This window comes from Rathayibacter sp. AY1H3, assembly GCF_002932015.1.
The window spans coordinates 1-23,944 of sequence record NZ_PSUU01000030.1 but is presented as its reverse complement, the minus strand read 5'-3'; the positions used below and the strand labels follow the sequence as shown (position 1 = coordinate 23,944).

Sequence of the window (23,944 nt, the reverse complement as noted above, 5' to 3'; positions counted from 1 at the left end):
CGATCAGGCGCGGCGTCGGCCGCCGGCTGGTCAGCTGGCTCCGACCTGCTCCCGCGACTGCTCCCGCGACTGCTCAAGAGTTGTCGCACTCGACGCCCAGTGCGACGACTCCTGGACTCTCGTGGCGATCGCTCCTCGGCGGGCCGCCGCGAACATTCAGCAGTCGCCGTGGTCGGTCGCGAGCACGGCGACTCCTGGCTGCTCGCCGCCTGTGGACGAGCGTTGGGCGTCGGCGGCTCCGACGGCCGCGACTGCTCGAGAGTTGTCGCACTCGACGCCCAGTGCGACAACTTCTGGACTCTCGTGGCGATCGCTCCTGGGCGGGCCGCCGCGACCATCCAGAAGTAGCCGTCGTCGGTCGCGAGCACGGCGACTTCTGTCTGCACGCCGCCTGCGGACGTGCGCAGGGAGCCGGCGGCCGGCGACTGTCCAGGAGTTGTCGCAGTCGATGCCGAGTGCGACAACTCCTGGACTCTCGCGAAAGTCCTGCGCTCTCGCGGAGGCTCGCCGCTCAGCCGCGCTCAGCCGCGCTCGGCGCGCTCGGCGAGGAGGTACTGCCAGTCGCGCGGCACGCGGTCCTTCGGCCCCGGGGTGGTCTGGCTCGCCGGGTGGCTCTGCGGGTCGGCCAGGGCGGGGCCGTCGGCGTAGTCGTCGGTCCGGTAGTCCCAGAACCAGTCCTCGCCGGGCTCGAAGCTGCGGATGACCGCGTGGCCCGTCGAGTGGTAGTGGGCCGTCGCGTGGCGGTTCAGCGAGTCGTCGCAGCAGCCGATGTGCCCGCAGAGCGCGCAGCGGCGCAGGTGCAGCCACCACGAGCCGGACTGCTCGCACTCGACGCAGCCGGGGCCGCTCGGCGGGACGGAGGGGTCGATCATCTGCTGCGACGTCATGCGCTCAGCATGCGCCTCCCGCGGCGGCAGGCACCAGGTCGGATGACTCGATCCTGCGGCTCCGTCACGCGCTCCGGGCGTCCTCGAGGCTGAGGAGCGCGTCGCGGAGCCCGGCCCGCGAGGTCACCCCGAGCTTGGGGAAGATCCGGTACAGGTGCCCGCTGACGGTGCGGGGCGAGACGAAGAGCTGCTGGGCGATCTGCTTGTTCGACAGGCCCGCGGCGGCCAGGGAGACCACGCGCCGCTCCTGCTCGCTGAGGTCGGCGGCGACCGGCGCCTCCCCCGCTCCGCCCGCCGCCCGCAGCTCGTGCTGGGCGCGGGCGAGCCAGAGCTCGGCTCCCACCGCGGCGAATCCCGCGGCGGCCTGGCGGAACCGGGTGCGCGCCTCCAGCGGGCGCATCCGGCGGCGCAGCCACTCGCCGTGGCAGAGCTGGACGCGCGCCCGCTCGAACGGCCACTCCTCGGAGGCCGGGTCGAGGGAGCGCTCGAAGAGGGCGCCCGCGCCGCCGGTCGGATCGAGGACCGCGGTCGCCGCGAGGGCGAGCATCCGCCCGCGGGGAGCGAGGGGCCGCGCGGCGAGTTCCGCCGCGGCCGCCGCCAGCTCGGCGCAGTGCTCGGGCAGGCGGAGGCGCGAGGCGGCTTCGGCGGCGTCGAGGAGCTCCAGCGGATCGCCGCCGGCGCGGGAGGAGGAGCGGGCGTGCGCCTCCTCGAAGCGGCCGCCGCCGAGGTCGAGCGAGCACAGGGCGTGATCGGCGGCGCGCGCGACCGACACCGCTCCGTGCCGCAGCGCCCAGGCCGTCGCGCGCTCGGCGCACTCGAGGGTGCGTGCGCGGTCGCCCTGCACGGCGTGGACCCGGGCTCGAGTCGCGTCGATCAGCGCGCGCACGGCGGGCAGGTCGTCGGCGCGGGCGGCGGCGCGGGCGAGGTCGGCCGAGGCGTCGTCGAGGCGACCGCCGTCGAGTGCGGCGGTGCCGCGGCGGAGGAGGGCGAGGGCGCCGGGCAGGCCGTCCGCCTCCTCCCCGCCGTCGAGGAGCCCGGCGAGGCGGTCGCGGCGCTCGTCCGAGACCTCGAGCAGCGACCAGGCGAGATGCAGCGCGACCGTCTTCCACGGGTCGCCCGTGACCGCGGAGTCCTCGGCGAGCCGCAGGCGACGCTCCCACTCCTCGTCCGGGACCGGCCGCACGCAGGCCTCCACGAGGCGCAGGACGGGATCGAGGGGGCGCTCCTCGCCGACGGCGAGCGCCTCCTGCCACCACGCGGGATCGCCGCGGAGCATGCAGGCGAGGTGGAGGACGGTCGCCAGCAGGTCGGCGGCGGCGTCGTGAGGGGCGACGCGGTCGGCGGAGAAGCTGCTGGCGTCGTCGCGGGAGGCGTCGGTCTCGGCGGGAGCGACACCGCCGACTGGAGAGGCACCACCGACAGGAGAGGCACCACCGACAGACGAGGCACCGCCGGCGAGCGAGGCACCACCGACTCCCGCGCCCCCACGCCCCACCCGAGCGCCGAGCCCCCGGAGGGCCGCGCGGCGGACCCCGCCCACGTCCCCCGTGCGGAGCAGCGCATCGGCCAGCCGCGCCGCCTCGACGCCGGTCCCGGGAACCCCGCCGTCCTCCCGCGAGCGCTCGACCACCCGCTCGAGGGCCGCCGCGTCGCCGGTGAAGGCCGCGACGGCGGCCGCGCGCGCCTCGAGCTCCTCCCGCAGAGCAGCACCGCGCGCACTCGAGCGCGCCTCGGCGAGGAGGAGCAGCGCCTCCTGCGGCCGACCCGCGCGGAGTCGCTCCTCCGCCGCGTCCCTCAGCAGCCGCGCCCGCTCCTCCGGCCCGGCGGCGTCGTCCGCCGCGAGCAGCAGGCGGAGGTGCGGGGCCGACTCCGGGCGCTCGGCGAGCCGCCTCCGGGCCGCCCGCAGCGCTCGGGGCGACGCCGTCGAGAGCACCACCGCGCGGACCACCGGGTCGCGGAACGCACGGCCGCCCGCCGTCAGGATCCCCGCCTGCACCAGGGCGCGGTCCCCGTCTCCGGGGGCCGACCCGATGCTCTCCGGGAACTCGGCGCCCGCCACCGCGGCGACCAGGAGCGCCTCCCGGCACTCCTCCGACAGCGGAGCCAGCAGATCGAGCACCCTGGTCTCGACCTGCTCGAGCCGCGGGTAGACCGGGAAGGGCGAGGGAGCGTCCTCGTCGGCCCAGGCCCGCCCGAGGACGTCGAGGAGCAGCGGATTCCCCTCCGCGACCCGCAGCAGGCGCGCCTCGACGGCGAGCGGCCGCCGGCCGCCGTGGGCGCGCAGGAAGCCGCGGGCCGCCTCCGCGTCGAGGGGCTCCGTGCGACGGTGCCGGAGGCCCTCCCAGCCGGCGAGGACGCGGCGGTCGCCGGTGGCGAGGAGGCAGGCGGCGCCGACCTCGTCGACCAGCCGGGTCACCAGGGCCTGGAGGGTCTCGCGGGCGGCGACGTCGAACCGCTCCCAGTCGTCGACGACGATCAGGAAGCCGGGGTCGCAGGGCGAGGCGGAGGAGTCGCGCACCCGCTGCAGACGGCCGATCAGCGTGGCGAACAGCGCGAGCGAGGACGCGCCGATCACGGCGTCGCCCCGGTCCGGCCGCACCTCCACGACCTCGCAGCCGGCGGCGCGAGCGGTGGCCGCGGCGGAGCGCAGCATGTGCGTCCGGCCCGAGCCGATCCCGCCCTCGACCACCAGGAGCCGCTCCCGCGCGGGCGACGCCGAGCTCAGCATCCGGACCACCACGTCCTCAGGTGCGCTCGGGTGCGCGGGCGGCGAGGAGAGTGCACTGATCGTCATCGCGACTCCTGAGGGACGGGTTCCGAGGACCCCATGCTGACCGCCGGGCGCGGCCGCGCTCTCCTCCCTCTGTCGGAACCCTCCGGAGCGCACCCTCTGTCGAACCGTCCCGAGCGCCCGTCTCCCGGTCGGCGCCGGGCAGGAGGCACAGGAGGGCAGTGGGCCCCGCGAGCGCCCGACGGTACTCTGTGTCCCACCGGACGACCGGTACGGCCCCACCCCCGCACGACCGCCGCTCGACGCGGCGGGTGATCCGATGGAGTCGCACGATGAGCTCTCGCAGCCCCCTCGCGGAGTTCCTCCGCGCTCGCCGGGCGGCGCTGCGGCCGGAGCAGGTCGGCGTGCCGACCGCGGGCACCCGGCGGCGGGTGCCGGGCCTGCGCCGCGAGGAGGTCGCCGACCGCGCCCGGATCAGCCGCGACTACTACCTCCGCGTCGAGCAGGGGCACGCGGTCGCCCCGTCCGACCAGGTGCTGAACGCCCTCGCCGAGGCGCTCGCCTTCGACGAGTTCGAGCGCGCCTACCTCTTCCGGCTGGCCCAGCTGCGCCCCGGCCCGCGCGATCCCGACTCCCCTCCGCCGGGCCAGGGCGTGGAGTCGCTGCTCGCCCACTGGCCGAGGACCCCGGCGTACGCGTTCGACCGCAACCTCGACGTCCTCGGCGCGAACGACCTGATGAGCCGTCTCGCCCCCGACAAGGGCGTGCCCGGCGCCAACATGCTGCTCTCCACGTCCCGCGGCTACGTGCGCGCCGTGGCGAACGGCGACCCGCCGGACCAGCTGCAGGCGTGGGGCCAGGTCTTCCGCGAGCTGATCGCCGCGCTGCGGTTCTACAGCGACCCCGACGATCCGCGGCTGCACGAGATCGTCGGCGAGTGCTCGGTCGAGAATCCGCTGTTCCGGTCGATCTGGGCCGAGTACCAGGTCCGCCCCTTCACCCACCGGTGGATCCGCGTCCACGTCGAGCCGTTCGGCTGGCTCGACCTCGAGATGCAGACCCTGGAGCTCGCCGGCGCTCCGGGCCGGTACGTCGTGACCTACCTCGCGGCAGCGGGGACTCCGGCGGCTGCGGCCGTCGACGTCCTCGCCTCGCTGCGGCCCGCTCCGGAGGCGGGCACCGCGCTGGCCGCCCCGGCCGGCGCCTGACGCGTGGCCGCGAGCCGGGCGAGAGCCTCGCGATCCGTCGCGTCACCCGCCTCGAACAGGAGCAGGAGGCGCGCGCCGTCCCGGACCAGCCGGTAGTCCATCGGAACGGAGCCGACCGCGGTGTCGAGGAACACGACCGACCCGCGTGCGTCGGCCTCCGCCCCGGCCGCCCACGAGTCCGCGAACCGCGGGCTCCTCGCCGAGAGCTCCCCGACGACCGTCAGGAACTCCCGGTCCCCCCGATGCCGCTCGAGCGAGTCGCGGAGCATCGCCGCGACCTGATCGGCGGCGGACCCCCAGCAGGGCAGGTCCTCGACCTCGGACGAGTCCAGGAAGGTGAAGCGGGCGATGCTCACTCCTGGGGCGAAGGCGGGCGAGAGCGCCCGCGCGAGCGGAGTCGCGGCCAGCACCCGCAGGTGCCGGTCCAGCAGCACCGCCGCCCTCCCCGCCCACGGCAGGAGCGCCGCCTCGTGATCCTCCGCCATGTCCCCGTCCCCTCCGCGCGTCCCTCCCTCAGCGCAACGGAGTGATCCCCTGCGTCCCGGGCGGGAAGGTCGCCAGCACCTCCTCCGGGATGTTCAGGTGCTGCGCGACCAGCGACGGCGGCAGGTGGCTCAGCCACTGGGCGAGCGACACCTCCTCGTAACGGGAGCTCTTGAAGGTCTCGATGTAGACGAGCGTGTCGTCGCCGGTGTTCTCCACGTAGTGGCCGAAGTTGCGGCGCACGACGCCCACGTCTCCGGCGTGGAAGTCGGTCGTGTTGGCGTGCGGGCCGGTGTTGAAGACGGTCATCCGAGCGGATCCGCGGAGGTAGTACTGCCACTCGTCGGCGTTGGGGTGCCAGTGCAGCTCGCGCATCGAGCCGGGCTCGACGGTCGTCAGCGCGGCCGAGACCGTGCGCGAGGCCGGGAAGTTCGTGCTGTCGGCGATCTGGATCCGGCCGCCGCTGTTCTGGTACACGGGCTCGGAGCGGGAGAGCCGGAAGATCACCGCCTCGTCGCCGTCCTGCACCCCGGCCGCGGCCCGGTCGGCCTGGAGGTCGCCGGGCACGTCGCCCGGGAAGATCCAGAGGTCGTGCAGCGGGATGTCGCGGAAGACCTCCTGCGCGACGCCGAAGTTCTTCGCCAGCACGTTCGGCGGCGTGTGCGCGAACCAGTCGGTGAGCAGGAGCGTATTGCTCTCGGACTGCTCGCCGTCGTCGAACGCGAGCACGAACTCCGCCCCGTCCGGGCCGAGGCCCTGCAGGGAGTGCGGCAGGCCGGGCGGGAAGTACCAGAGGTCCCCCTCCTGCACGTCGTCGACGCTGGGCCGGCCGGTGCGGCTGAGCGTGGTGATGCGGCAGTTCCCCTTGGTCATCAGCGCCCACTCGGCGCTCTGGTGCCAGTGCAGCTCGCGGATCCCGCCGGCCTCGAGGTACATGTTCACGCCGGCGATCTCGTTCGAGATCGCGAAGTCGGCCTGCGTGAGCTCGCGCGCCCAGCCTCCCCGCTGCACCCGCCGCGGCGAGATGTTGAAGGAGGACCAGAAGAACGGCTGCGTGCTGATGTCCGTCGCGGGCGCGGCGATCTGGTTCGGGAACAGTCCCTCCAGGACGCGGTTCTGCGGGCCGGTCATCGTGTTCGCCGAGGGATCGCCCTCGGTGTTCACGATCCCCTCCTGGGGGAGGTCCGGGTCTCCGAAACCGGGGGTCTCGTGGTGCGGAGCGGTGCTGTCGTCGGGTTCCACGGCGTTCTCCCTGCTGATCGTCCTGCGCGCCTGCGCTGCTCCGATCCCACCGCTCCGGCCCGGGCCGCACCACGGTCATCCGACTCGATCCGCGCCCCGACGACCGGTCCGGGTCAGCCGCCCAGGCCCTCGAGCACGTCCCGCGAGGGCACGAAGTAGACCCCGCCGGTCGTCGCGGTCGAGAAGTCGAGGAGGCGGTCGTGCCGGCCCGCGGGCACGCCGACGAACATCCGCGTCAGCATCGTCTCGATCACCGACAGGTCGGCGGCCAGGCCGAGGAAGCACGTGCCGAACTCGCCCTTGCCGGGCCGGCCGAAGGGCATGTTGTCGCGGAGGATGTCGTGCTCGGTCCCGCCGGCGTCGACCACGGTCGCGAGCCCCTTGTGCGAGAGCTGCGCCGGATCGTCCTCGCGCTCGACGTTGTCGGCCTTGCTCCGGCCGATGACCCGCTCCTGCTGCTCGGTGGTGAGCGCGTGCCACGCCGTCAGGTCGTGCAGGTACTTCTGCACGACCAGGTAGCTGCCGCCCGCGAACGCCGCGTCCTCCGCGCCGATCAGCGCGACGCGGGGCAGCGCCTCGCCGGTCGGATTCTCGGTGCCGTCGACGAAGCCCAGCAGGTCGCGGTTGTCGAAGTAGCGGAAGCCGACCACCTCGTCGCGGACGACGACGTCCTCGCCGAGCGCGTCGAGCAGGAGGCGCTCGAACTCGAAGCAGGCGTCGTCCCGCTCCGCCCGGATGTGGAACAGGAGGTCGGTCTGCGTCGAGACGGCCGTGTGCGCCGCGCCGACCACCTCCCGGAACGGGTGCAGCTGCGCGGGGCGCCCCTCCCCGCCGAAGCGGTCCCACGCGTCGCTCCCGATCCCGACCAGGCAGGAGAGGCGCAGGCCCAGGTCGCGGAAGCCGACCGCGCGGAGGATCCCGCCCACGTCGGCGACGACGTCCCGCACGCGGTCCGCGGCGTCCTGCCCGCTGACGATGTCGAGCGAGAGGAAGACGGCGGACCTGCTGAGCGGAGCGACGACCGCCTGCGGCTCGATCGGGACGCGGTCCTCGACGGTCACCGGAGCACCGCCGGCCGGGGCGTCGTTGTCCTGGGCGTCGGCAGGGCCGTCGTCGTGGGCGTCGTCGTGGGCATCGCGACCTCCGATCCGCGCGCCGCGGGAGGGCGCGTCCGCCGCGATCCTGTCAGCGTCCGCGGTGCCGGTCACGAGTCATCCGACCCCACACGGCGTGCGCGGCCGGCGGCCTCGCCACCGCCCATGCGACCAGGTCTGGACGATCGTCGGAACATCTCCCCGCGCTCTTCAGGGAGCGCTCCCACGCCCCTATCGTGGAGCCGCTCCCCACCCTCATCCGGGGAGGCACCACCTTGGACACGACCCGGGCCGGGCTCGGGATCGACACGAGCACGGAGGTTCGAAGATGCCGTTTGTGACCACGGACGACGACGTCGAGATCTACTACAAGGACTGGGGCAGCACCGACGCGCAGCCCATCGTCTTCCACCACGGCTGGCCGCTGTCGTCCGACGACTGGGACGCGCAGATGCTGTTCTTCCACGCGCACGGCTACCGCGTCATCGCGACCGACCGCCGCGGGCACGGACGCTCGACCCAGGTCGGCACCGGACACGACATGGACCACTACGCCAGCGACGTGAACGCGGTCGTCGAGCACCTCGACCTGCGGAACGCGATCCACATCGGCCACTCCACCGGAGGCGGCCAGGTCGCGCGCTACGTCGCGAAGTACGGCGAGCCCCAGGGCCGCGTGGCCAAGGCCGTCCTCGTCTCGTCGGTCCCGCCGCTGATGGTGCAGACCGAGGCGAACCCCGAGGGCACGCCGATCTCGGTGTTCGACGGCTTCCGCGACGCTCTCGCGGCGAACCGCGCCGAGTTCTACCAGGCCGTGGCCTCCGGGCCCTTCTACGGCTTCAACCGCGAGGGGGTCGAGCTCTCGCAGCCCGTGGTCGACAACTGGTGGCGCCAGGGCATGACCGGATCCGCGCTCGCGCACTACGAGGGCATCAAGGCCTTCTCGGAGACGGACCAGACCGAGGACCTGAAGGCGATCACCGTCCCCGTCCTCGTCACCCAGGGCGACGACGACCAGGTCGTCCCCTACAAGGACGCCTCGCTCAAGCAGCACGAGCTGCTGCAGAACTCGACGCTCAAGATCTACGAGGGCTACCCGCACGGCATGCTGACCGTCCACGCCGACGTCATCAACCCCGACCTGCTGGCCTTCATCCAGGAGTAGCGAGGCACGCTCGCAGGCGCGTCCCGGCCGTTCCGGGGCGCGCCTGCGCGTCTGCGCTCGGAGTGGGTCCCGGCGCCCCTGCGAGCGGAGTCCGGCCTCAGACGTCGGCGCCCGCGTCCCTCCCGAGCACCGCGGCGAGCTCGCCCCGCCCGCCGATCCCGAGCTTGCGGTACGCCGCGTACAGGTGCGCGCCGACCGTGCGCGGCGAGAGGAACAGGTTCTGCGCGATCGCGCGGTTCGACAGCCCCGTGCTCGCGAGAGCGCAGATGCGCAGCTCCTGCGGGGTCAGCGTGGCCGCGGCCGGCGACGGCGCGTCGGCGATCCTCCCTCCGGCGGCCCGGAGCGCGTCACGGGCCCGATCGGCCCAGGCGCGGATCGGCAGCTCCTCGAGCATCGCCAGCGACTCGCGGAGGAGGGGCCGCGCCTCCGCCGCCTGACCGGCCCGGCGCAGCCCGTCGCCCACGAGCAGCAGCGCCCGCGCCCGCACGTACGGGAGCGGCGGCGGAGTCCGGCGGAGCAGCCCGGCCGCGGCGTCCGGCGCTCCGTCGGCGAGCGCCACGGCGATCTGCGCGTACCGGAGGGCCGCCTCGATCATCGGCTGGTGCCAGCGCTCGAAGAGCGATTCCAGCCTCGCGGCGTGCAGGCGCACGACTCCGACGTCCCCGATCGCGAGAGCCGCGTCGACGAGATCGGGCGTGGTCAGGATCGCGAAGCCGGGGTTCAGGGAGTCGTCGTCCGTGTCGAGGAGGGGCAGGAGCTCCGGCACGGCGTCGCCCGGTCGCGACTCGAGGACCGCCACCGCCGCTCGCGATCCGCGGAGCGTCGCCCGCATCACGCTCGAGCAGAGGACGGCCGCGCCGATCGCGCTGCCCGCGCTGATCGCCTCGGGATCGGGCGCGACGCCCTCCATCGCGTCGAACCAGGCCAGGCAGGCCCGGGACGCGGTCTCGAAGCCGACGTCCCCCAGGTCGCTCCCGAGGACGAGCGCCTCCTCGGCGAAGGAGCGGGCGCGCGAGAAGCGGCCGGCGAGCGACGTGGTCATCGAGGCGGCGAGGAGCGCCTGCGGGAGGATCCGGATGTCGCCGCGCGCGCGGAGCCCCGTGATCGCCTCCTCCAGGAGCTCCCGGGCGACCTCGACCTCGCCCGCCGTGTTCAGCGCGTAGCCGAGCCACCACGCCTCCTCCGGACCGCTCGCCCCGCCGGCCGCCGCGAGCGCCCGGCGGACGACCTCGTCGCCGCGGGCGATCGGCTCGGTGACCGCCGCGAGCAGGACGGCGCGCGGGTCGGAGTCGTCGAGGGCGAGCGCGCGCACCGCCTGGATCATCGGCTCCCCCGGCGACGCCTCGCGGTTGTGGTCCCAGGCGATGGCGGCGAGGTGCAGGAGCGCGGCGGTCGCGGCGTCGACGGCTCCGTGGCTCTGCAGCGCCGTCACTGCGGCGAGCGCGGGCGAGAGGTCGCCCCGCGAGAGTGCCGTGCGCCCGGTCGGCAGCGTCTCGCGCGTCCAGGCGGCGCGGGCGGTGAGCACCGGATCGACGGTCTCGACCGCCGCGCGGTGCACGAGCAGCGCCGCCTCCGCGGTCCGGCCGGCGAGCCCGGAGTACTCGGCCGCGTCGATCAGGCGCGAGACGCGCAGCGGCCCCGCGGGGGTCAGCTCCGCCGCCCGCTCCATCGCCTGAGCCGCCAGGACGACGTCGCCCGTCGCGAGGCCCGACGCCGCGAGACCGGCGAGCTCCTCGCCGACCGGCCCGTCAGAGCCGGTCGCGAGCTCCGACCGCCACCAGAGCGTCCGGCTCGGGTCGTCGCGGTGCTCATGGACGAGCGTGCGGAGCACGGCCGCGCGCTCGGAGGGGCGGCTCACGCTCGTCACCGCGGACTGCACGAGAGGGTGCCGGAAGCGGAGTCCGCTCCCCGGCGTCCAGCTGAGCAGCGACGCGGCGACGGCCCGGTCGATCCAGGAGGGGTCGGGGTGGCGGCCGATCGCCAGGTTCGCCAGCCGGCTCGCCTCCTCCGCCGTCGCGACGTCGCCCAGCGCCACGGCCAGCACGGCGAGCCGCGAGGGCTGGTCGAGCTCCGCGAAGCGCTCGGCGAAGGCCGACTCGAGGCGTCCGGTCACCGCGCGGTCCTCCGCCTCGTCGGCCGACGGGTCGCGTCCGGTCAGCTCCACCAGGGCGAGCGGATTCCCGCGGGCGAGGTCGAGCAGAGCGCGCCGGGCGGCGCCGCGAGGAGGATGCGGGAGCGTGTCCAGGAGGGCGGCCGAGTCGGCGGCCGACAGCGGCCCGAGGTGGAGGTGCTCGAGGCCGGAGTCCTCCTCGGGCCGGTCCCTCGTGGTCATCACGACGACGACGCGGTCCTCGCCGATGCGCCGGGCGAGCATCCGCAGCGCCCACGCCGACTCCGGGTCGATCCGGTGCAGGTCCTCGACGACGACCAGCAGGGGCCGATCGGCGGCGGCGTCGCTCAGGAGGGTCAGGGCCGAGAGGCCGGCCAGGAGCGGCGTCGGCTGCACTCCGTCCGCCAGATGGAAGGCCACGCGGAGCGCGTCCCGCTGCGGCAGGGGCAGGCCGTCGAGGCCCGGGCGGAGCGGGTGCAGGAGGAGCTGCAGCGCCGCGTACTGGTCGCCCGACTCCGCTGCGGAGCCCGCGGTGCGCAGCACCCGCACATCGCGTGCGCGGGCGTAGGCGACGACCTCCTCGACCAGGGTGGTCTTGCCGACCCCGGCGTCCCCGTCGATGACGAGCGCCGACCCGTGGGCGGCGATGCCGTCGACCATCAGACGGAGCCGCGCGAGCTCCGATCCCCGACCGACGACGAGCGCGTCCCGCTTCACGCGTCGAGTATCGCACCCTCGCGCAGACACTCCTCGACCCGGTGGCGGGCCCGGATGAAATCGATCGCGGCGGCCGCGGCGCTGCCGGGGGCGCCGAAGAAGGAGGTCAGGAAGTGGTCGCCTCCGTGCACCTCCAGGGTCTGCCAGCGGAAGGCGATGAAGCCGAAGGGGTCGACGCGCACCGGCGACGAGCCCTCGCGGAGCGGATACGCCTCCTGGCTCGCCCAGACGCGGCGGAACACCCGCGAGCGGCCTCCGAGCGAGGCGACCAGGACCCGCAGACGCGGGTCCGCCGGGTCGGAGTGGAAGCGGAGGGCGGCCGTCATCACGGCGATCGTGCGGTCCCAGTCCTCGTGCCGCTCGGCGTCGGTCTCGAGCGCCGCGGCGTCGACGACGGCCTCGATCATGTTGGTCCCCTGCTCGCAGGCCAGGGGGAGGAACAGGCGGCCGAGCTCGTTCACGGCGACGAGGTCCAGGTAGCGGTCGACCACGTAGGCGGGCGTCGTGGTCCAGGACGAGACCATGCTCGTCAGGCTGCCGACCTGCGCCGGGGTCGGCCCGGCCTGCGCCCAGCCCGGTGAGCGGCGCGGCGCGGCGTGTCCGCCGAGCCGGAAGAGGTAGTCGCGCCCGTCCGCGTCGAGACGGAACGCCCGGGCCAGAGCGTCCAGGACCTGCGCCGAGGGGCGGCGGTCCTTGCCCTGCTCGAGCCGCAGGTAGTAGTCCGGGCTGATCCCCGCGAGCACGGCGACCTCCTGGCGGCGCAGCCCGCTGACGCGGCGCCTGCCGTCGGCGCCCAGGCCGACCTCGTCGGGGCGCAGCCGGTCGCGGTGCCCCCGGAGGTAGGCGCCGAGCCGCGCGGTGTCCGTGTCCACGATCCCGCCCTTCTCTCCCTTCGAGGCTAGGGAGGAGGCGGGCCCGACTCCACGCGACGCCGACCTAGATCCGCGGCGGGAGTACCTAGATCGGCGGGGCGTGCTTCCGGGTGGGGGCGGTGCGCGGCGGGAACGCAGCGCACCCCTCCGCGATCGGTAAGAATCCGCGGTCAGCTCAGCTCCGCCGCGGCGTCGGCGATGACCCGCGCGACCTCCTCCGGGTGCGAGCGCATCACCAGGTGCGGCGCGTCGAGCTCGACGACCGAGCGCACGCCCGCCCGCCGGTAGCCGAACCGCTCGACGTCCGGATTGATCGTCCGGTCCGCGGCCGCGACGACGCCCCAGCTCGGCCGGGTCCGCCAGGCGGCGACGGGAGCGGCCTCACCGAAGGCCAGAGCGGCGAGCGGGCGCTGGCCGACCGCGAGCACGGCCGCCTCGGCCGGATCGATCCCGGCCGCGAACACCTCCGGGAACGCCGACACCGCGACCGACACGTCCGTGCCCGGCTCCGCTCCGTCGATCGGGAACGGGGTGTAGACGAGGTTCGCCGGCAGGTCGGAGTCGGGGAAGGCTCCCTGCAGCTGCCCGAGGCTCTCCCCCTCCTCGAGCGCGTAGGCCGCGAGGTAGACGAGGCCGACCACGTTCTCGGCGGCGCCCGCCACCGTGATCACGGCGCCGCCGTAGGAGTGGCCCGCCAGCAGGACCGGCCCGTCGAGCTGCTCCACGAAGGAGCGGAGGTACTCCGCGTCGCCCAGCAGGCTGCGGTTCGGCACGGCCGGGACGCGCACGGCGTGGCCGGCGTCGAGCAGGATCCGCGTGACCGGGGCGAAGCTCGCGGCGTCGGCGAACGCTCCGTGGACGAGGACGATGGTGGGTGCGGGCATGGGGTGTCCTTCCGGTCGGGCTGCGGTCCGGCAGCCGGCTGCGCAGCCGATCCGGACCCGGGCCGAACCTAGGACGGCGGACGGCGCGCGTCGTGACCCCGCGACTCCCCTGCCGACCGGGCGGCCGCCTGTCGCCCGCCCGAGGACACGCTCCAGCGCTCGTCCCGCCCGCTCACGGCGGGCCCGGCCCGCTGCAGCGTCCGCGTCCTGGTCCCGGCGGGGTCACCCTTCGACGGCTGGACCGCCCGGGATCGCGGCGCGGTCGGCCGGCGGCCTCTCCGGCCGGATCGCCGGCGACAGCGGCGGATCGGCACGCGGACTCCTGCGGCCCGAGACCCGGGCCGCGGCGCGTCAGCTCGCGAACTCCTCCGGCCAGCCCAGCGCGGCCAGCGACCGGCGCACGCGCTCGATGTCCTCCTCCGAGGGCAGCTCCGAGGTCACTCCGGCGATCGCTGTGCCGACGTCCGCGCGGGAGGCGGGCGCGTCGGCGGCGAGACCGGCGGCCACCTCGGCCACCTCCTCGTCGCTCAGACGGCGGCGGAGGAGCGCCAGCAGCGGCACGAAGTCCTGCTCGGGCAGCCCGGCCGGGTAGCCGGCGCGCAGCCAGCGGACGATGCGCGTGACGAGGCCCTCGCGGGTGTCCGGCTCGGCCAGCGACTCCGGGCCCGCCAGCGGCCAGCCCGCCTTCGCGAGCCGTGAGGAGACGCGGGCGACGTCCTCGGGCATCGCCGGTCCGAGCAGCAGCTGCTCGATCCGCTCGCGGACCACGGCCCGTGAGACGACCGTCTCGGCCCGCTCCGACTCCGACAGGAGCCGCGCGACGACCTGCTCGACCTCGTCCGTCGTGAGGCTGCGGCGCAGCAGGCCCAGCAGCGGCAGGTAGTCCTGCTCCGGCACGCCGGACGGGTAGCCCGCGCGCAGCCAGCCGACCACGCGGGCGACGATCCCCTCCCGCGCCGCGATCGGATCGGTCGAGGCCATGCTCAGCCCTTGGGCACGAAGGTCGGGATCACGTGCTCGAAGCTCACCGACTGGCCGAGGCCCGTCGCGATGATGACGCTCAGGCCGATCACGACGGAGCCGACGACGAGAGCGAAGCAGAGCACGCCGATCCCGCGCAGCACCGGGGCGGGCAGACCGCTCCGGACCGCGGGGGCGTCGGACCCGCCCGAGGCGGGAGCACCGGCGGCGACGGCGAAGGAGCGGACGCCGACGGCGAACAGCACGGGCAGGCCTGCTCCGAGGAGCACGGCGACGAGGGCCACCTGGCCGGCGGCGGAGAGGAAGAGGGAGAGCACGGTGCGGATCCTTTCGCTCAGACGCCGGCGGTCTCGGGCGCGGGGCGTGCCGCCGCGTCCTGCCACTCGTCGTTGACGTTGTGCGCACCGATGCTGTCGCGGCGCGAGCGGATGTAGATGAGGGAGGCGACGGCGACGAGGATCGCGGCCATCAGGAGGCCGCCGGCCGCGCCTCCGACGAGGTGGCCGATCCACCACATCACGGCGCCGACGAGAGCGGCGGCCGGGAGCGTGATGACCCAGGCGATCACCATGCGCAGCGCCACGCGCCAGCGCACCTGCGCTCCGGGTCGGCCGACTCCGGAGCCGAGGATCGAGCCGGTCGCGACGTGGGTGGTCGAGAGGGCGAAGCCGAGGTGGCTGGAGGCGAGGATGACCGCGGCGGAGGCGCTCTCGGCGGCCATGCCCTGCGGGGTGTCGATCTCGACGAGGCCCTTGCCGACGGTGCGGATGATCCGCCAGCCGCCGATGTAGGTGCCGAGCGAGATGGCCAGCGCGCAGCTGAGCTTGACCCAGAAGGGGACCGACTCGGTGTCGCTCCAGCCGCCGGCCGCGATCAGCGCGAGCGTGATCACTCCCATGGTCTTCTGCGCGTCGTTGGTGCCGTGCGCGAGCGAGACGAGGGAGGCGCTGCCGATCTGGCCGAAGCGGAAGCCGCGGTGGAGGCTCTTCTCGGCGAGGTTGCCGATCACCCGGAAGACGAGCCAGGTGCCGATCGCCGCGACCGCTCCGGCGAGCACGGGCGACATCAGCGCCGGGAGGATCACCTTGCCGACGACGCCGTCGAGCTTCGTGCCGTCGCCGGCCCAGTTCACGCCGTTGAGGCCGAGGCCCGCGAGAGCGGAGCCGATCAGGCCGCCGAAGAGGGCGTGCGACGAGCTCGAGGGCAGGCCGAGCAGCCAGGTCAGCAGGTTCCAGACGATGCCGCCGATGAGGCCGGCCAGCACGATCAGCAGCAGAGCCGAACCGCCGTCCTCGAGCAGCGCCGGATCGGGTGCGCCCGAGGAGTCCTGGATCTTCACGACCGCGTTGGTGACGGTCAGCGCCACCTCGATGCTGAGGAACGCACCGACGAGGTTCAGCGACGCCGAGAGGGCGACGGCGGTGCGGGGCTTCAGGGCACCGGTCGCGATGGACGTGGCCATCGCGTTCGCCGTGTCATGGAAGCCGTTGGTGAAGTCGAAGGCGAGGGCCGTGACGACGACGAGCGCGAGCAGGATGAAGGGATCCACGCAGACATGATGCTCCCGCGGCGGGAGGCGTTCCGGCGTGGTCGCGAGGCTTCACCTGCTGTTCACCTCGCGGGGCACGCCCGCCCGAGTACCCTGTGCGGATTCTCAGGCGGGCGGCGCATCGGCGGGTGCGATTCTCCTGAGCCCGCACCGGCATGCGGCGCTCAGACGGGTGCGCTCAGGAGGCCGAGCGCGGCATCGGCGGGGTGAGGTCCGGGGTGTGCGCGGGGTCGGAGTCGGGGGCCGGCTCCTGCTGGGCGGCGGACTCGGCCGCGGCACCGGCGTCCTCGGCGGACTCCTGATCCTCGGCGGGCTCCTGCGAGCCGGGAAGCGGCGGGGTGAGGTCGAGGGCGCCGACCGCCGGCTCGGCGGCGTGCTTCGGCGTGGTCGGGCGGTTCTCGGCCGCGGCCGCCTTCTTCGCCGCCTTCTCCTGGGTCCGCTTGAGCTTCTCGGTCTGCTCGGCCAGCTTGCGGGCCTTCTTGCGCAGCTTCTTGCTGGAGTCGCGGACCGCCTCGTGCGCCGCGCGCACCGACTTCTCGGCCTTCTTCAGCGCCTTCTTCGCGCGCTTCTGCGCCGCCTTGTCGCGTGCGTCCTTATCCTTGCCGGTCCCGGCCATGTCCGCTCCTCCGCTCGTCGACCGCTCCGGCCGACTCCCCCACGCTACCGAGCGGCACCCGCCCCGCGAACCCGCTGGCGAGCGCGTCCGGGCCGCGCTAGGCGCGCGGGCGGCGGCCGTTCTGCGCCCGTGCCGTCCCGCCTCCCCTTCCCCCTGGTCGCCGCCTCTCCTCCTTTCTCCTCGGCTCTCGCTTCAGCCCTGCGGTGCCGTTCGCGGCTGGGAGTCGCGGGCGAGTGACCCCGCGACGGGCGCGGGTTCGGCAGGCTGGGGGCATGGTCTTCCAGCACGATCCCGGCGGCTACCAGGGCCGCGCCGGCCTCCGGCGTCCCGTGCGCGGGCCCAGGCGCGACAAGTGGATGTGGTGGCGCCTGGGCTCCGGAGTCGCGGCGACGGTCGCCGGTGTGATCGCCCTGCTCGTCTTCACCGCCGACCGCTGAGCACGCCCACCGGCGACCCGGCGCACCCCCGCCACTCCGGATCGAGAGCCGATCGATGCGCTCAACCGCTTGACTCCGGAGGTTTCTCTCAGGTCGGATCCGGCGGAACGCGGGTAGTTTGGAGGGTCGCATCGGCTCAGCCGTGCGATCAGCCCCACTGCCCCACCCGGCGCTCGCCTCCCCCCTCGAGCGTCGGCAGACCTGGAACCTCCTCTGCATGCACCGTTCGTCACGCGCCTCGACTCCCACCCCCGCAGGAGCCGAGACCGGCAGTCCGTCCGCCCTCCCGACCCGTCGCTCGCTCCGTGAGCAGGAGTCCCGCAGCCGTCGCCCCTCCCGCGGCCCGTCGCGCCCCCGCGTCTCCGCAGTCGCCGCGATGACCCTCGTGGCCGGCATCGCGATCACGTCGACGATGCCCGCGTTCGCCGTGGGCGGCACCGCCGACTCCGAGCTGACCCGCGACACGGCCACCGCCGTCGCCGCGGCCCGCCCGCAGAGCTTCGTGGCGGCCGGAGTCGTGCAGCAGAGCGTCACCCGCGACGCCTTCGCCGCCGAGGCCAAGCCCGAGGTCCTCGTGCCCACCGCGTCCCTCGACGCGATCACCGCCACCTCCGGCGAGTCGACCGCGGCCGCCGCCGGAGCGTCCGGAGCGTGGGTCGTCCCGATCTCCGGTCACATCAGCAGCAGCTACGGCCCCCGCCCCGACGCGCCGGTCGCCGGCGTGAACCTGTTCCACAAGGGAACCGATCTCGCCGGCGCCTGCGGCACGCCCGTCCTCGCGGCCTCCAGCGGCACCGTCGAGGAGGCGTCGTACCAGGGCAGCTACGGCAACTGGATCCTGCTCGACAACGGCGGCGGCATCGAGACCGGCTACGCCCACAACAGCGAGCTGATGGTGTCGGTCGGCGAGACCGTCACCGTCGGCCAGGTCATCGCGCTGCGCGGCTCGACCGGCGCCTCCACCGGCTGCCACCTGCACTTCGAGACGCGGGTCGACGGCGAGGCGGTCGACGCCGTGCCGTTCATGGCCGAGCTCGGCGTCCCGATCGGCTGACGTCCTCGACGACTCGAGAACGCAGACGTCGCGGTGGCCGCTCTCGACCACCGCGACTTCTGTGTTCTCGTGAGCGCGCAGGCCGGCGTCAGGGCCCGGGGACCGTCCGCGCCCCGGTCGAGACGGCGGCCGACCAGTGCGCGTCGTCCGGCACCGTCGTCACCCTGATCTCGGCGTCCTGCTCGACGGCGATCTGCATGGTGCCCGTGTTGCCGCCTCCCGTGCCGGTGCGGGTCGTGCTCGGGCTGTAGACGCACGACGATCCGCTCGTCATCAGGCCGACGACCTCGATCGTCACCTCGGCGTCCGCGGTGTCGCAGGCGACCGAGACGGTGATGTGCAGCGGATCGCCGCTGAGGTTCACGGTCTGCGGATCGACGGGGCCGACCTGGTCGGTCCACCGCACGGCGGCGGTCGCTCCCTCGGGCAGCGTCACGGGCCCGAGCGGAGCGTCGGTGGGCGTCGCGGTCGGAGCGGCCGTCGGAGCAGCGGCGCCCGGGGCGGCGGGTGTCGCCTCCTCCGCCTGGTCGGCGCCGCTCGTGCAGCCGCTCAGAGCGAGCGCGGCGAGCAGTGCCGAGGCGCCCAGCGCGGTCGCGCGCCGTCCCGCCCGGAGCCCCGTCGCCCGGCGCGGAGCGGTCGTTCTCGTGGTGTCCATGGTGGTTCCCCCTGTCCACTGGCGTCCCTCCGGTCTACCCGAGCCCGCGCGGCCGCGGACCGCACTCTGCGGCGGTTGCCAGGGTCGGGAGCCGTGCTGCGGATCGATGGGGAGCTCCTCCGTACCGGCGCGGCGGCCCGTCGATCCGCTCGGGTGCCGCGGATGATCGGCACCGGGCGGATCCGACGCCCGCCGCTCCCGGCGCACCCCGCCGAGCCGCCCCTCTGCACCCGGAAGGCACCGCCATGATCGCCTCGAACACCTACCCCTTCGCCGGACGCACCGTCCTGGTCACCGGAGCCGGCTCCGGCATCGGCCGCTCCATCGCACGCGCCTTCCTCGAGCAGGGCGCGAGCGTCGCGGTCGCCGGGCGCACCCCCGCCACGCTCGAGGAGACCGTCGCCGGCTTCCCGGCCGAGCGCGTCCTGGTCGTCCCCACCGACGTCTCGGTCCGAGCCGAGGTCGACGCGCTCGTCGAGGGCACCGTCGCGAGGTTCGGCGGGATCGACGTCCTCGTGAACAACGCGGCCGGCCACCTCGGCGGCCCGATCGATGAGGTGGAGGACGACGCCTGGCGCTCGCTCTTCGCCACGAACGTCGACGCCCTCTTCTACGCGGTGAAGGCAGCGCTCCCCCACCTCAAGGCGAGCCGCGGCAACATCGTCGTCGTCTCCTCCGTGTCGGGCATCCGCGGCGACTGGGGCCAGGCCGCCTATAACGCGACCAAGGGCGCGATCACGACCTTCGTGCAGTCGCTGGCCCTCGACTTCGGCGCGCACGGTGTGCGGGTCAACGCCGTCGCCCCCGCCTTCACGCAGACGCCGCTGACCGAGTCGATGGCCTCGACCCCCGAGGAGCTCGCGCCCTTCATCGACCGCATCGCCCTCGGGCGCCCCGGGCAGCCGGACGACATCGCCCCGCCGGTGCTGTTCCTCGCCAGCGCGGACGCGGCGTACATCACCGGCGCGATCCTGGCCGTTGACGGCGGGACGAGCGCCTCGACGGGGCAGCCGCACCTGTAGGCGGGCGAGCGGCGGATCGGCCGCGGCCAGGCGACTCGCCTGCTCGGCCGGGGCGGCTCGGCGATTCGCCTGCTCGGCCGGTGCGGCTCGGTCGCCCGGAAGCGGCGGCCAGGCGGATCGGGGTCGGGGGCGGCTCTGCCCAGAACCCGAGTGCTCGCGTCGGATCCTGCGGCCCCGCTCGCGAGGGTCCACCGGGCTCGACTGCGGGCGCCCGCAGCCCGGATCACTCCATCCCTGACCGCGCACTCAGACTCAACCGACACCTGTGGAGTATCGTGGAGCCAATTGCATGCAGACGCATGGATACGGACTCGCCGACCACACGGCCTCCGAGCCCATCCCTCTTCGAGCAGGAGTCGTCATGACCACCACCAGCACCCGCTTCACCGACCGCGTCGTCCTCATCACCGGAGGTGGATCCGGCCTGGGCCGCGCCGCAGCCGTCCGCCTCGCCCAGGAGGGCGCGAAGCTCGCCCTCGTCGACATCTCCGAGCAGGGCCTCGCCGCCACGGTCGACGTCCTGCCCGAGGGCACCGAGTCGATCACCGTCCTCGCCGACGTGTCGAAGGAGGCGGACGTGGACGCCTATGTCGCGCGCACCCTCGAGGCCTTCGGCCGGATCGACGGCTTCTTCAACAACGCCGGCATCGAGGGCCGCCAGAACCTCACCGAGAACTTCACGGCCGACGAGTTCGACAAGGTCGTCGCGATCAACCTCCGCGGCGTGTTCCTCGGCCTCGAGAAGGTGCTGAAGGTGATGCGCGAGCAGGGCTCGGGCATGGTCGTCAACACCGCGAGCGTCGGCGGCATCACCGCGATCGGCAACCAGTCCGGCTACGCGGCCGCCAAGCACGGCGTCGTCGGCCTCACCCGCAACTCCGCGATCGAGTACGGCGAGTTCGGCATCCGCATCAACGCGATCGCGCCCGGGGCCATCTGGACCCCGATGGTCGAGAACTCGATGAAGCAGCTCGACCCGCAGAACCCGCGCAAGGCGGCCGAGGAGTTCATCCAGGTCAACCCGACCAAGCGCTACGGCGAGGCCGACGAGATCGCCTCGGTCGTCGCCTTCCTCCTCTCGGACGACGCCTCGTACGTGAACGCGACCGTCCTCCCGATCGACGGCGGTCAGTCCATCAAGTACTGAGGTCCCGCGGAGGGAGCGGAGGGAGCGCCTGCTGCGGCGGGCGAGCCCTCCGCTCTCCCGCTGACGCCGCGTCCTTCGCGAAACGGACTCGACCGCTCCTCCACAGGTGCTCCCTCCGACGGACATCCCCACCGGGCCTCCCCCACGCAGCACCCGGCACCGCAGCGGGAGCAGAATGGGGGTCGGTCCCGCCAGCGGCCGGACCTCGACCGCTACGGAGACATGCATGAACCCCACCGGGAGCTTCCGCGCCGCCCGCGACACCCTCCTGCAGCACCGCCGCGATGCGGTCGCCGCGAACGAGGCCTTCCAGTGGCCGGACGTCGGGCCCCGCTTCAACTGGGCGGTGGACTGGTTCGACGCGATCGCCATCGGCAACGAGCGCCCCGCCCTCTGGATCGTGGAGGAGGACGGCTCCGAGGAGAAGTACTCCTTCGACCGGATGCGCTGGCGCTCCGACGAGGTCGCCGCCTGGCTCCACTCGGTCGGCGTCGAGCAGGGCGATCACGTGATGCTCATGCTCGGCAACCGCCTCGAGCTCTGGGAGTCGATGCTCGCGATCATGAAGCTCGGCGCGGTCATCCTCCCCACGACGACCCTGCTCTCACCCGCCGACCTGGCCGACCGCCTCGAGCGCGGCGAGGTCGCGCACGTCATCGCGGACGCCTCCGAGACCGCCAAGTTCGACGAGATGGAGGGCGGCTTCGGCCGCATCGCGGTCGGCGGCGCCGTCGAGGGCTGGCTCGACTACGCCGACTCGCTCGAGCCCTTCGGCATCAGCCCGACCGTGGTCGTCCAGAGCTCCGATCCGTGCCTGATCTACTTCACCTCCGGCACCACCTCGAAGCCCAAGATGGTCGTGCACACGCACGAGTCGTACCCCGTCGGGCACCTCAGCACGATGTACTGGCTCGGCGTGCAGCCGGGCGACGTGCACATGGCGATCAGCTCGCCGGGCTGGGGCAAGCACGCGTGGAGCTGCTTCTTCGCGCCGTGGAACGCCGAGGCGACGGTGTTCGTCTACAACTACAGCCGCTTCTCCCCCACCGCTCTGCACCAGCAGCTCGACCGGGCCGAGGTCACCACGTTCTGCGCGCCGCCGACCGTGTGGCGGATGCTGATCCAGTCGGCGCTGGGAGCGAAGCCGCGCGCGCTGACCGAGATCCTCTCGGCGGGCGAGCCGCTCAACCCCGAGGTCATCGCGACCGTCGAGCGGGAGTGGGGACTCACCATCCGCGACGGCTACGGCCAGACCGAGACCACCGCGATCATCGCGAACCCGCCCGGCGCCCCCGTGGTCCCCGGAGCGATGGGCCGCGCGCTGCCCGGCGTCGCCATCGCCCTCGTCGATCCGCTGACCGGCGAGCCCGCCTCCACCGGTGAGATCTGCCTCGACCTGTCCGTCGAACCCGTCAACCTGATGTCCGGCTACCTCGGCGACGAGGACCGCACCGAGCGCGCCCGCGCGGACGGCTACTTCCACACCGGCGACGTGGCGGTCCGCGGGGTCGACGGCACGATCACCTTCGTCGGCCGCACCGACGACATCTTCAAGTCCTCCGACTTCAAGATCTCGCCGTTCGAGGTCGAGAGCGTGCTGCTGCAGCACCCCGCCGTCGCCGAGTCCGCAGTGGTCCCGGCTCCGGACGAGGTGCGCCACAGCGTGGTGAAGGCCTACGTCACCCTCGCCGACGGCTGGGAGCCGACCGCCGAGACGGCGAGCGCGATCTTCGCCCACACCCGCGAGCTGCTCTCCTCCTTCGAGCGGGTGCGGCGCGTCGAGTTCCACCCCCTGCCCAAGACGATCTCGGGCAAGATCCGCCGCGTCGAGCTGCGCGAGCGCGAGGAGGAGGCGTTCCGCCGCGGCGAGGAGATCCCCACGGAGTGGCGCGCCGACCGCCTCTAGGCGCGGCGGCCCTCGTCCGCCGATACACCGCCGGGATCGCCGAAGCACCGCTGAGACGGCGGCGCCTCGGCGGGGCGGTGGTGTCTCGGCGGGATGCGGTGGGCCGGGACGTCGGCCGCCGGTGACCAGCGGGAGCGGGTGCCGTCAGCACGGAACCAGCGCGGCGTCGGCGGCGTCCGGATCAGAGGCCGGCGATCAGCTCGGCGTCAGCGCGGGAGTACAGCGATCAGCTCGCCGTGGTCGCGGACGCCGGGGGCGCTGCGGCGGAGCGAGTGGGTCACCTCGAGGCAGGCCTGCTCGGCGAGGGCGCGCATCTCGGCGAGCGGATGGAACCACGCCGGTGCGACGGCGTGCGCGAACGCCTCCGTGCGCGGCCCTTCGAAGAAGCCGATCAGCAGGCTTCCGCCCGGTCGGAGGTGCGCGGCGAGCGCCGCGACCGCGCCGGGCAGCTCCGCCGGCGGCAGGTGGATGAGCGAGTACCACGAGAGAACACCCCCGAGGCCGTCGACGTCGAGCTCGAGCGCCGAGCCGAGCCGGAACGGGACGTCCGGGAACCGCGCCCGCGCCAGAGCGACGAACTCCGGCACCGGGTCGACGCCGATAGCGGCGGCTCCGCGGCGCTGGAGGAACTCCGTCCAGTGCCCGGGCCCGCAGCCCACATCGGCGACCGTGCCCTCCAGCCCGTCGGCCCACGACCCGATCAGCTCGCGGTCGGCCGCGGGCCCCGCGTCGACCGATCCGAGCAGCGCCGCGTACTCCTCCGCCCGCGCGCCGTACGCGTCCCGCACCTCGTCCATCCGGTGAGCGTAGGCCGTCTTGAAACGGCGCGCAGCGGGCACTCGGAGGCGCGTGGCACGTTCCGCGGTGCCGTTGGCACGGCTCTGCGGCACGGTCCGCTGGCGCGTTCTGACGTTCTGGCGCGCCTGCCTCGTGAGCGTTCGCGCCCGGCGTCCCGAGGCGCTTCGCGAGGACGGATCATCGAGGTGCCGCGCGCCTCCGAGTGCCCGCTGCGCGCCGTTTCAAGACGGCCTACGCTCACCGGATGGACGAGGTGCGGGACGCGTACGGCGCGCGGGCGGAGGAGTACGCGGCGCTCCTCCGCCCGCCGTCGCCGAGCCAGGTACTGCCGGTCCCCCCGTCGAGCGCGGCCTGGTCGAGGCCCGACGACCCGCGCAGGATGGGCG

Annotated in this window: 22 protein-coding genes; 8 read left to right on the top strand and 14 right to left on the bottom strand. The window is 74.2% G+C overall.

Annotated elements, in window-relative coordinates:
* Positions 1 to 168: 168 nt before the first annotated feature.
* Positions 169 to 348 carry a hypothetical protein gene (locus tag C5C33_RS18260; protein ID WP_146085781.1) on the top strand — a complete coding sequence of 60 codons (180 nt, stop codon included), beginning with the start codon at positions 169 to 171 and terminating at the stop codon, positions 346 to 348.
* Between the two features lie 173 nt (positions 349 to 521).
* Here the strand turns inward: C5C33_RS18260 and C5C33_RS12240 are convergent, their stop codons facing one another.
* Positions 522 to 887, bottom strand: coding sequence for a UBP-type zinc finger domain-containing protein (locus C5C33_RS12240; RefSeq protein ID WP_104227372.1), 366 nt, complete (start codon positions 885 to 887; stop codon positions 522 to 524).
* 64 nt (positions 888 to 951) lie between these two features.
* On the bottom strand, positions 952 to 3,681 hold the full coding sequence (locus C5C33_RS12235; RefSeq protein WP_104261238.1) for a LuxR C-terminal-related transcriptional regulator: 2,730 nt from the start codon (positions 3,679 to 3,681) through the stop codon (positions 952 to 954).
* Positions 3,682 to 3,950: 269 nt separating this feature from the next.
* Between C5C33_RS12235 and C5C33_RS12230 the strand changes: the two genes are divergently transcribed.
* Positions 3,951 to 4,826, top strand: coding sequence for a helix-turn-helix transcriptional regulator (locus C5C33_RS12230; RefSeq protein ID WP_104261237.1), 876 nt, complete (start codon positions 3,951 to 3,953; stop codon positions 4,824 to 4,826).
* Here C5C33_RS12230 and C5C33_RS12225 read toward each other — a convergent pair.
* From C5C33_RS12225 to C5C33_RS12215, 3 genes are all read right to left on the bottom strand, one after another.
* A complete protein-coding gene (locus C5C33_RS12225; RefSeq protein ID WP_104261236.1) occupies positions 4,718 to 5,311 on the bottom strand; it encodes a hypothetical protein in 594 nt (197 codons plus the stop codon). The genes C5C33_RS12230 and C5C33_RS12225 overlap by 109 nt on opposite strands.
* 28 nt (positions 5,312 to 5,339) lie before the next feature.
* The gene (locus tag C5C33_RS12220) at positions 5,340 to 6,551 is read right to left on the bottom strand and encodes a cupin domain-containing protein (protein ID WP_258069233.1); all 1,212 of its coding nucleotides are present in this window, start codon (positions 6,549 to 6,551) and stop codon (positions 5,340 to 5,342) included.
* Between the two features lie 113 nt (positions 6,552 to 6,664).
* Positions 6,665 to 7,759 carry a Dyp-type peroxidase gene (locus tag C5C33_RS12215; protein ID WP_308471176.1) on the bottom strand — a complete coding sequence of 365 codons (1,095 nt, stop codon included), beginning with the start codon at positions 7,757 to 7,759 and terminating at the stop codon, positions 6,665 to 6,667.
* Positions 7,760 to 7,973: 214 nt separating this feature from the next.
* Here C5C33_RS12215 and C5C33_RS12210 point away from each other — a divergent pair, with 214 nt between their 5' ends.
* Complete coding sequence (locus tag C5C33_RS12210; RefSeq protein ID WP_104227375.1) at positions 7,974 to 8,810, top strand: alpha/beta fold hydrolase; 837 nt, start codon at positions 7,974 to 7,976, stop codon at positions 8,808 to 8,810.
* Between the two features lie 97 nt (positions 8,811 to 8,907).
* Here the strand turns inward: C5C33_RS12210 and C5C33_RS12205 are convergent, their stop codons facing one another.
* The 7 genes from C5C33_RS12205 to C5C33_RS12175 form a co-directional block, all read right to left on the bottom strand.
* Positions 8,908 to 11,637 (bottom strand): AAA family ATPase, encoded by a 2,730-nt coding sequence (locus C5C33_RS12205; RefSeq protein ID WP_104261235.1) that lies wholly within the window; start codon positions 11,635 to 11,637, stop codon positions 8,908 to 8,910.
* Positions 11,634 to 12,509 carry a helix-turn-helix domain-containing protein gene (locus tag C5C33_RS12200; protein ID WP_104224008.1) on the bottom strand — a complete coding sequence of 292 codons (876 nt, stop codon included), beginning with the start codon at positions 12,507 to 12,509 and terminating at the stop codon, positions 11,634 to 11,636. Before C5C33_RS12200 ends, C5C33_RS12205 begins: the two co-directional genes overlap by 4 nt.
* A gap of 170 nt (positions 12,510 to 12,679) precedes the next feature.
* Entirely contained in the window at positions 12,680 to 13,393 is a 714-nt protein-coding gene (locus C5C33_RS12195; protein WP_104248158.1) for an alpha/beta fold hydrolase, read from the bottom strand.
* 351 nt (positions 13,394 to 13,744) lie between these two features.
* Positions 13,745 to 14,374, bottom strand: coding sequence for a DUF3349 domain-containing protein (locus tag C5C33_RS12190; protein ID WP_104261233.1), 630 nt, complete (start codon positions 14,372 to 14,374; stop codon positions 13,745 to 13,747).
* A 2-nt stretch (positions 14,375 to 14,376) separates the two neighbouring features.
* Positions 14,377 to 14,691 (bottom strand): hypothetical protein, encoded by a 315-nt coding sequence (locus C5C33_RS12185; RefSeq protein ID WP_104227380.1) that lies wholly within the window; start codon positions 14,689 to 14,691, stop codon positions 14,377 to 14,379.
* 17 nt (positions 14,692 to 14,708) lie between these two features.
* On the bottom strand, positions 14,709 to 15,923 hold the full coding sequence (locus tag C5C33_RS12180; RefSeq protein WP_104224012.1) for an inorganic phosphate transporter: 1,215 nt from the start codon (positions 15,921 to 15,923) through the stop codon (positions 14,709 to 14,711).
* 178 nt (positions 15,924 to 16,101) lie between these two features.
* Positions 16,102 to 16,539, bottom strand: coding sequence for a hypothetical protein (locus tag C5C33_RS12175; RefSeq protein ID WP_104248161.1), 438 nt, complete (start codon positions 16,537 to 16,539; stop codon positions 16,102 to 16,104).
* A 272-nt stretch (positions 16,540 to 16,811) separates the two neighbouring features.
* Between C5C33_RS12175 and C5C33_RS18580 the strand changes: the two genes are divergently transcribed.
* Positions 16,812 to 16,976, top strand: a complete 165-nt coding sequence (locus tag C5C33_RS18580) for a hypothetical protein (protein ID WP_159940529.1) — start codon at positions 16,812 to 16,814, stop codon at positions 16,974 to 16,976.
* A 376-nt stretch (positions 16,977 to 17,352) separates the two neighbouring features.
* A complete protein-coding gene (locus tag C5C33_RS12170; protein WP_181074628.1) occupies positions 17,353 to 18,030 on the top strand; it encodes a M23 family metallopeptidase in 678 nt (225 codons plus the stop codon).
* An 88-nt stretch (positions 18,031 to 18,118) separates the two neighbouring features.
* Here the strand turns inward: C5C33_RS12170 and C5C33_RS12165 are convergent, their stop codons facing one another.
* Positions 18,119 to 18,685 carry a hypothetical protein gene (locus C5C33_RS12165; RefSeq protein ID WP_104261232.1) on the bottom strand — a complete coding sequence of 189 codons (567 nt, stop codon included), beginning with the start codon at positions 18,683 to 18,685 and terminating at the stop codon, positions 18,119 to 18,121.
* A gap of 245 nt (positions 18,686 to 18,930) precedes the next feature.
* Here C5C33_RS12165 and C5C33_RS12160 point away from each other — a divergent pair, with 245 nt between their 5' ends.
* The 3 genes from C5C33_RS12160 (at position 18,931) to C5C33_RS12150 (ending at position 22,760) form a co-directional block, all read left to right on the top strand.
* Entirely contained in the window at positions 18,931 to 19,707 is a 777-nt protein-coding gene (locus C5C33_RS12160) for an SDR family NAD(P)-dependent oxidoreductase (protein ID WP_258063720.1), read from the top strand.
* 361 nt (positions 19,708 to 20,068) lie between these two features.
* Entirely contained in the window at positions 20,069 to 20,854 is a 786-nt protein-coding gene (locus tag C5C33_RS12155) for a glucose 1-dehydrogenase (protein WP_258063242.1), read from the top strand.
* 226 nt (positions 20,855 to 21,080) lie between these two features.
* Positions 21,081 to 22,760 (top strand): AMP-binding protein, encoded by a 1,680-nt coding sequence (locus C5C33_RS12150; protein WP_104261230.1) that lies wholly within the window; start codon positions 21,081 to 21,083, stop codon positions 22,758 to 22,760.
* Positions 22,761 to 22,966: 206 nt separating this feature from the next.
* On the opposite strand, the gene C5C33_RS12145 is transcribed toward C5C33_RS12150, so the two are convergent.
* Entirely contained in the window at positions 22,967 to 23,557 is a 591-nt protein-coding gene (locus C5C33_RS12145) for a trans-aconitate 2-methyltransferase (RefSeq protein WP_104261229.1), read from the bottom strand.
* Positions 23,558 to 23,944: the final 387 nt, after the last annotated feature.

Excerpts from the sequence above, each read along its gene's own strand:
- C5C33_RS12240 (WP_104227372.1), bottom strand. The coding sequence starts at position 887 with ATGACGTCGCAGCAGATGATCGACCCCTCCGTCCCGCCGAGCGGCCCC.
- C5C33_RS12235 (WP_104261238.1), bottom strand. The coding sequence starts at position 3,681 with ATGACGATCAGTGCACTCTCCTCGCCGCCCGCGCACCCGAGCGCACCT.
- C5C33_RS12230 (WP_104261237.1), top strand. The coding sequence starts at position 3,951 with ATGAGCTCTCGCAGCCCCCTCGCGGAGTTCCTCCGCGCTCGCCGGGCG.
- C5C33_RS12225 (WP_104261236.1), bottom strand. The coding sequence starts at position 5,311 with ATGGCGGAGGATCACGAGGCGGCGCTCCTGCCGTGGGCGGGGAGGGCG.
- C5C33_RS12210 (WP_104227375.1), top strand. The coding sequence starts at position 7,974 with ATGCCGTTTGTGACCACGGACGACGACGTCGAGATCTACTACAAGGAC.
- C5C33_RS12195 (WP_104248158.1), bottom strand. The coding sequence starts at position 13,393 with ATGCCCGCACCCACCATCGTCCTCGTCCACGGAGCGTTCGCCGACGCC.
- C5C33_RS12190 (WP_104261233.1), bottom strand. The coding sequence starts at position 14,374 with ATGGCCTCGACCGATCCGATCGCGGCGCGGGAGGGGATCGTCGCCCGC.
- C5C33_RS12175 (WP_104248161.1), bottom strand. The coding sequence starts at position 16,539 with ATGGCCGGGACCGGCAAGGATAAGGACGCACGCGACAAGGCGGCGCAG.
- C5C33_RS18580 (WP_159940529.1), top strand. The coding sequence starts at position 16,812 with ATGGTCTTCCAGCACGATCCCGGCGGCTACCAGGGCCGCGCCGGCCTC.
- C5C33_RS12170 (WP_181074628.1), top strand. The coding sequence starts at position 17,353 with ATGACCCTCGTGGCCGGCATCGCGATCACGTCGACGATGCCCGCGTTC.
- C5C33_RS12165 (WP_104261232.1), bottom strand. The coding sequence starts at position 18,685 with ATGGACACCACGAGAACGACCGCTCCGCGCCGGGCGACGGGGCTCCGG.
- C5C33_RS12160 (WP_258063720.1), top strand. The coding sequence starts at position 18,931 with ATGATCGCCTCGAACACCTACCCCTTCGCCGGACGCACCGTCCTGGTC.
- C5C33_RS12155 (WP_258063242.1), top strand. The coding sequence starts at position 20,069 with ATGACCACCACCAGCACCCGCTTCACCGACCGCGTCGTCCTCATCACC.
- C5C33_RS12150 (WP_104261230.1), top strand. The coding sequence starts at position 21,081 with ATGAACCCCACCGGGAGCTTCCGCGCCGCCCGCGACACCCTCCTGCAG.
- C5C33_RS12145 (WP_104261229.1), bottom strand. The coding sequence starts at position 23,557 with ATGGACGAGGTGCGGGACGCGTACGGCGCGCGGGCGGAGGAGTACGCG.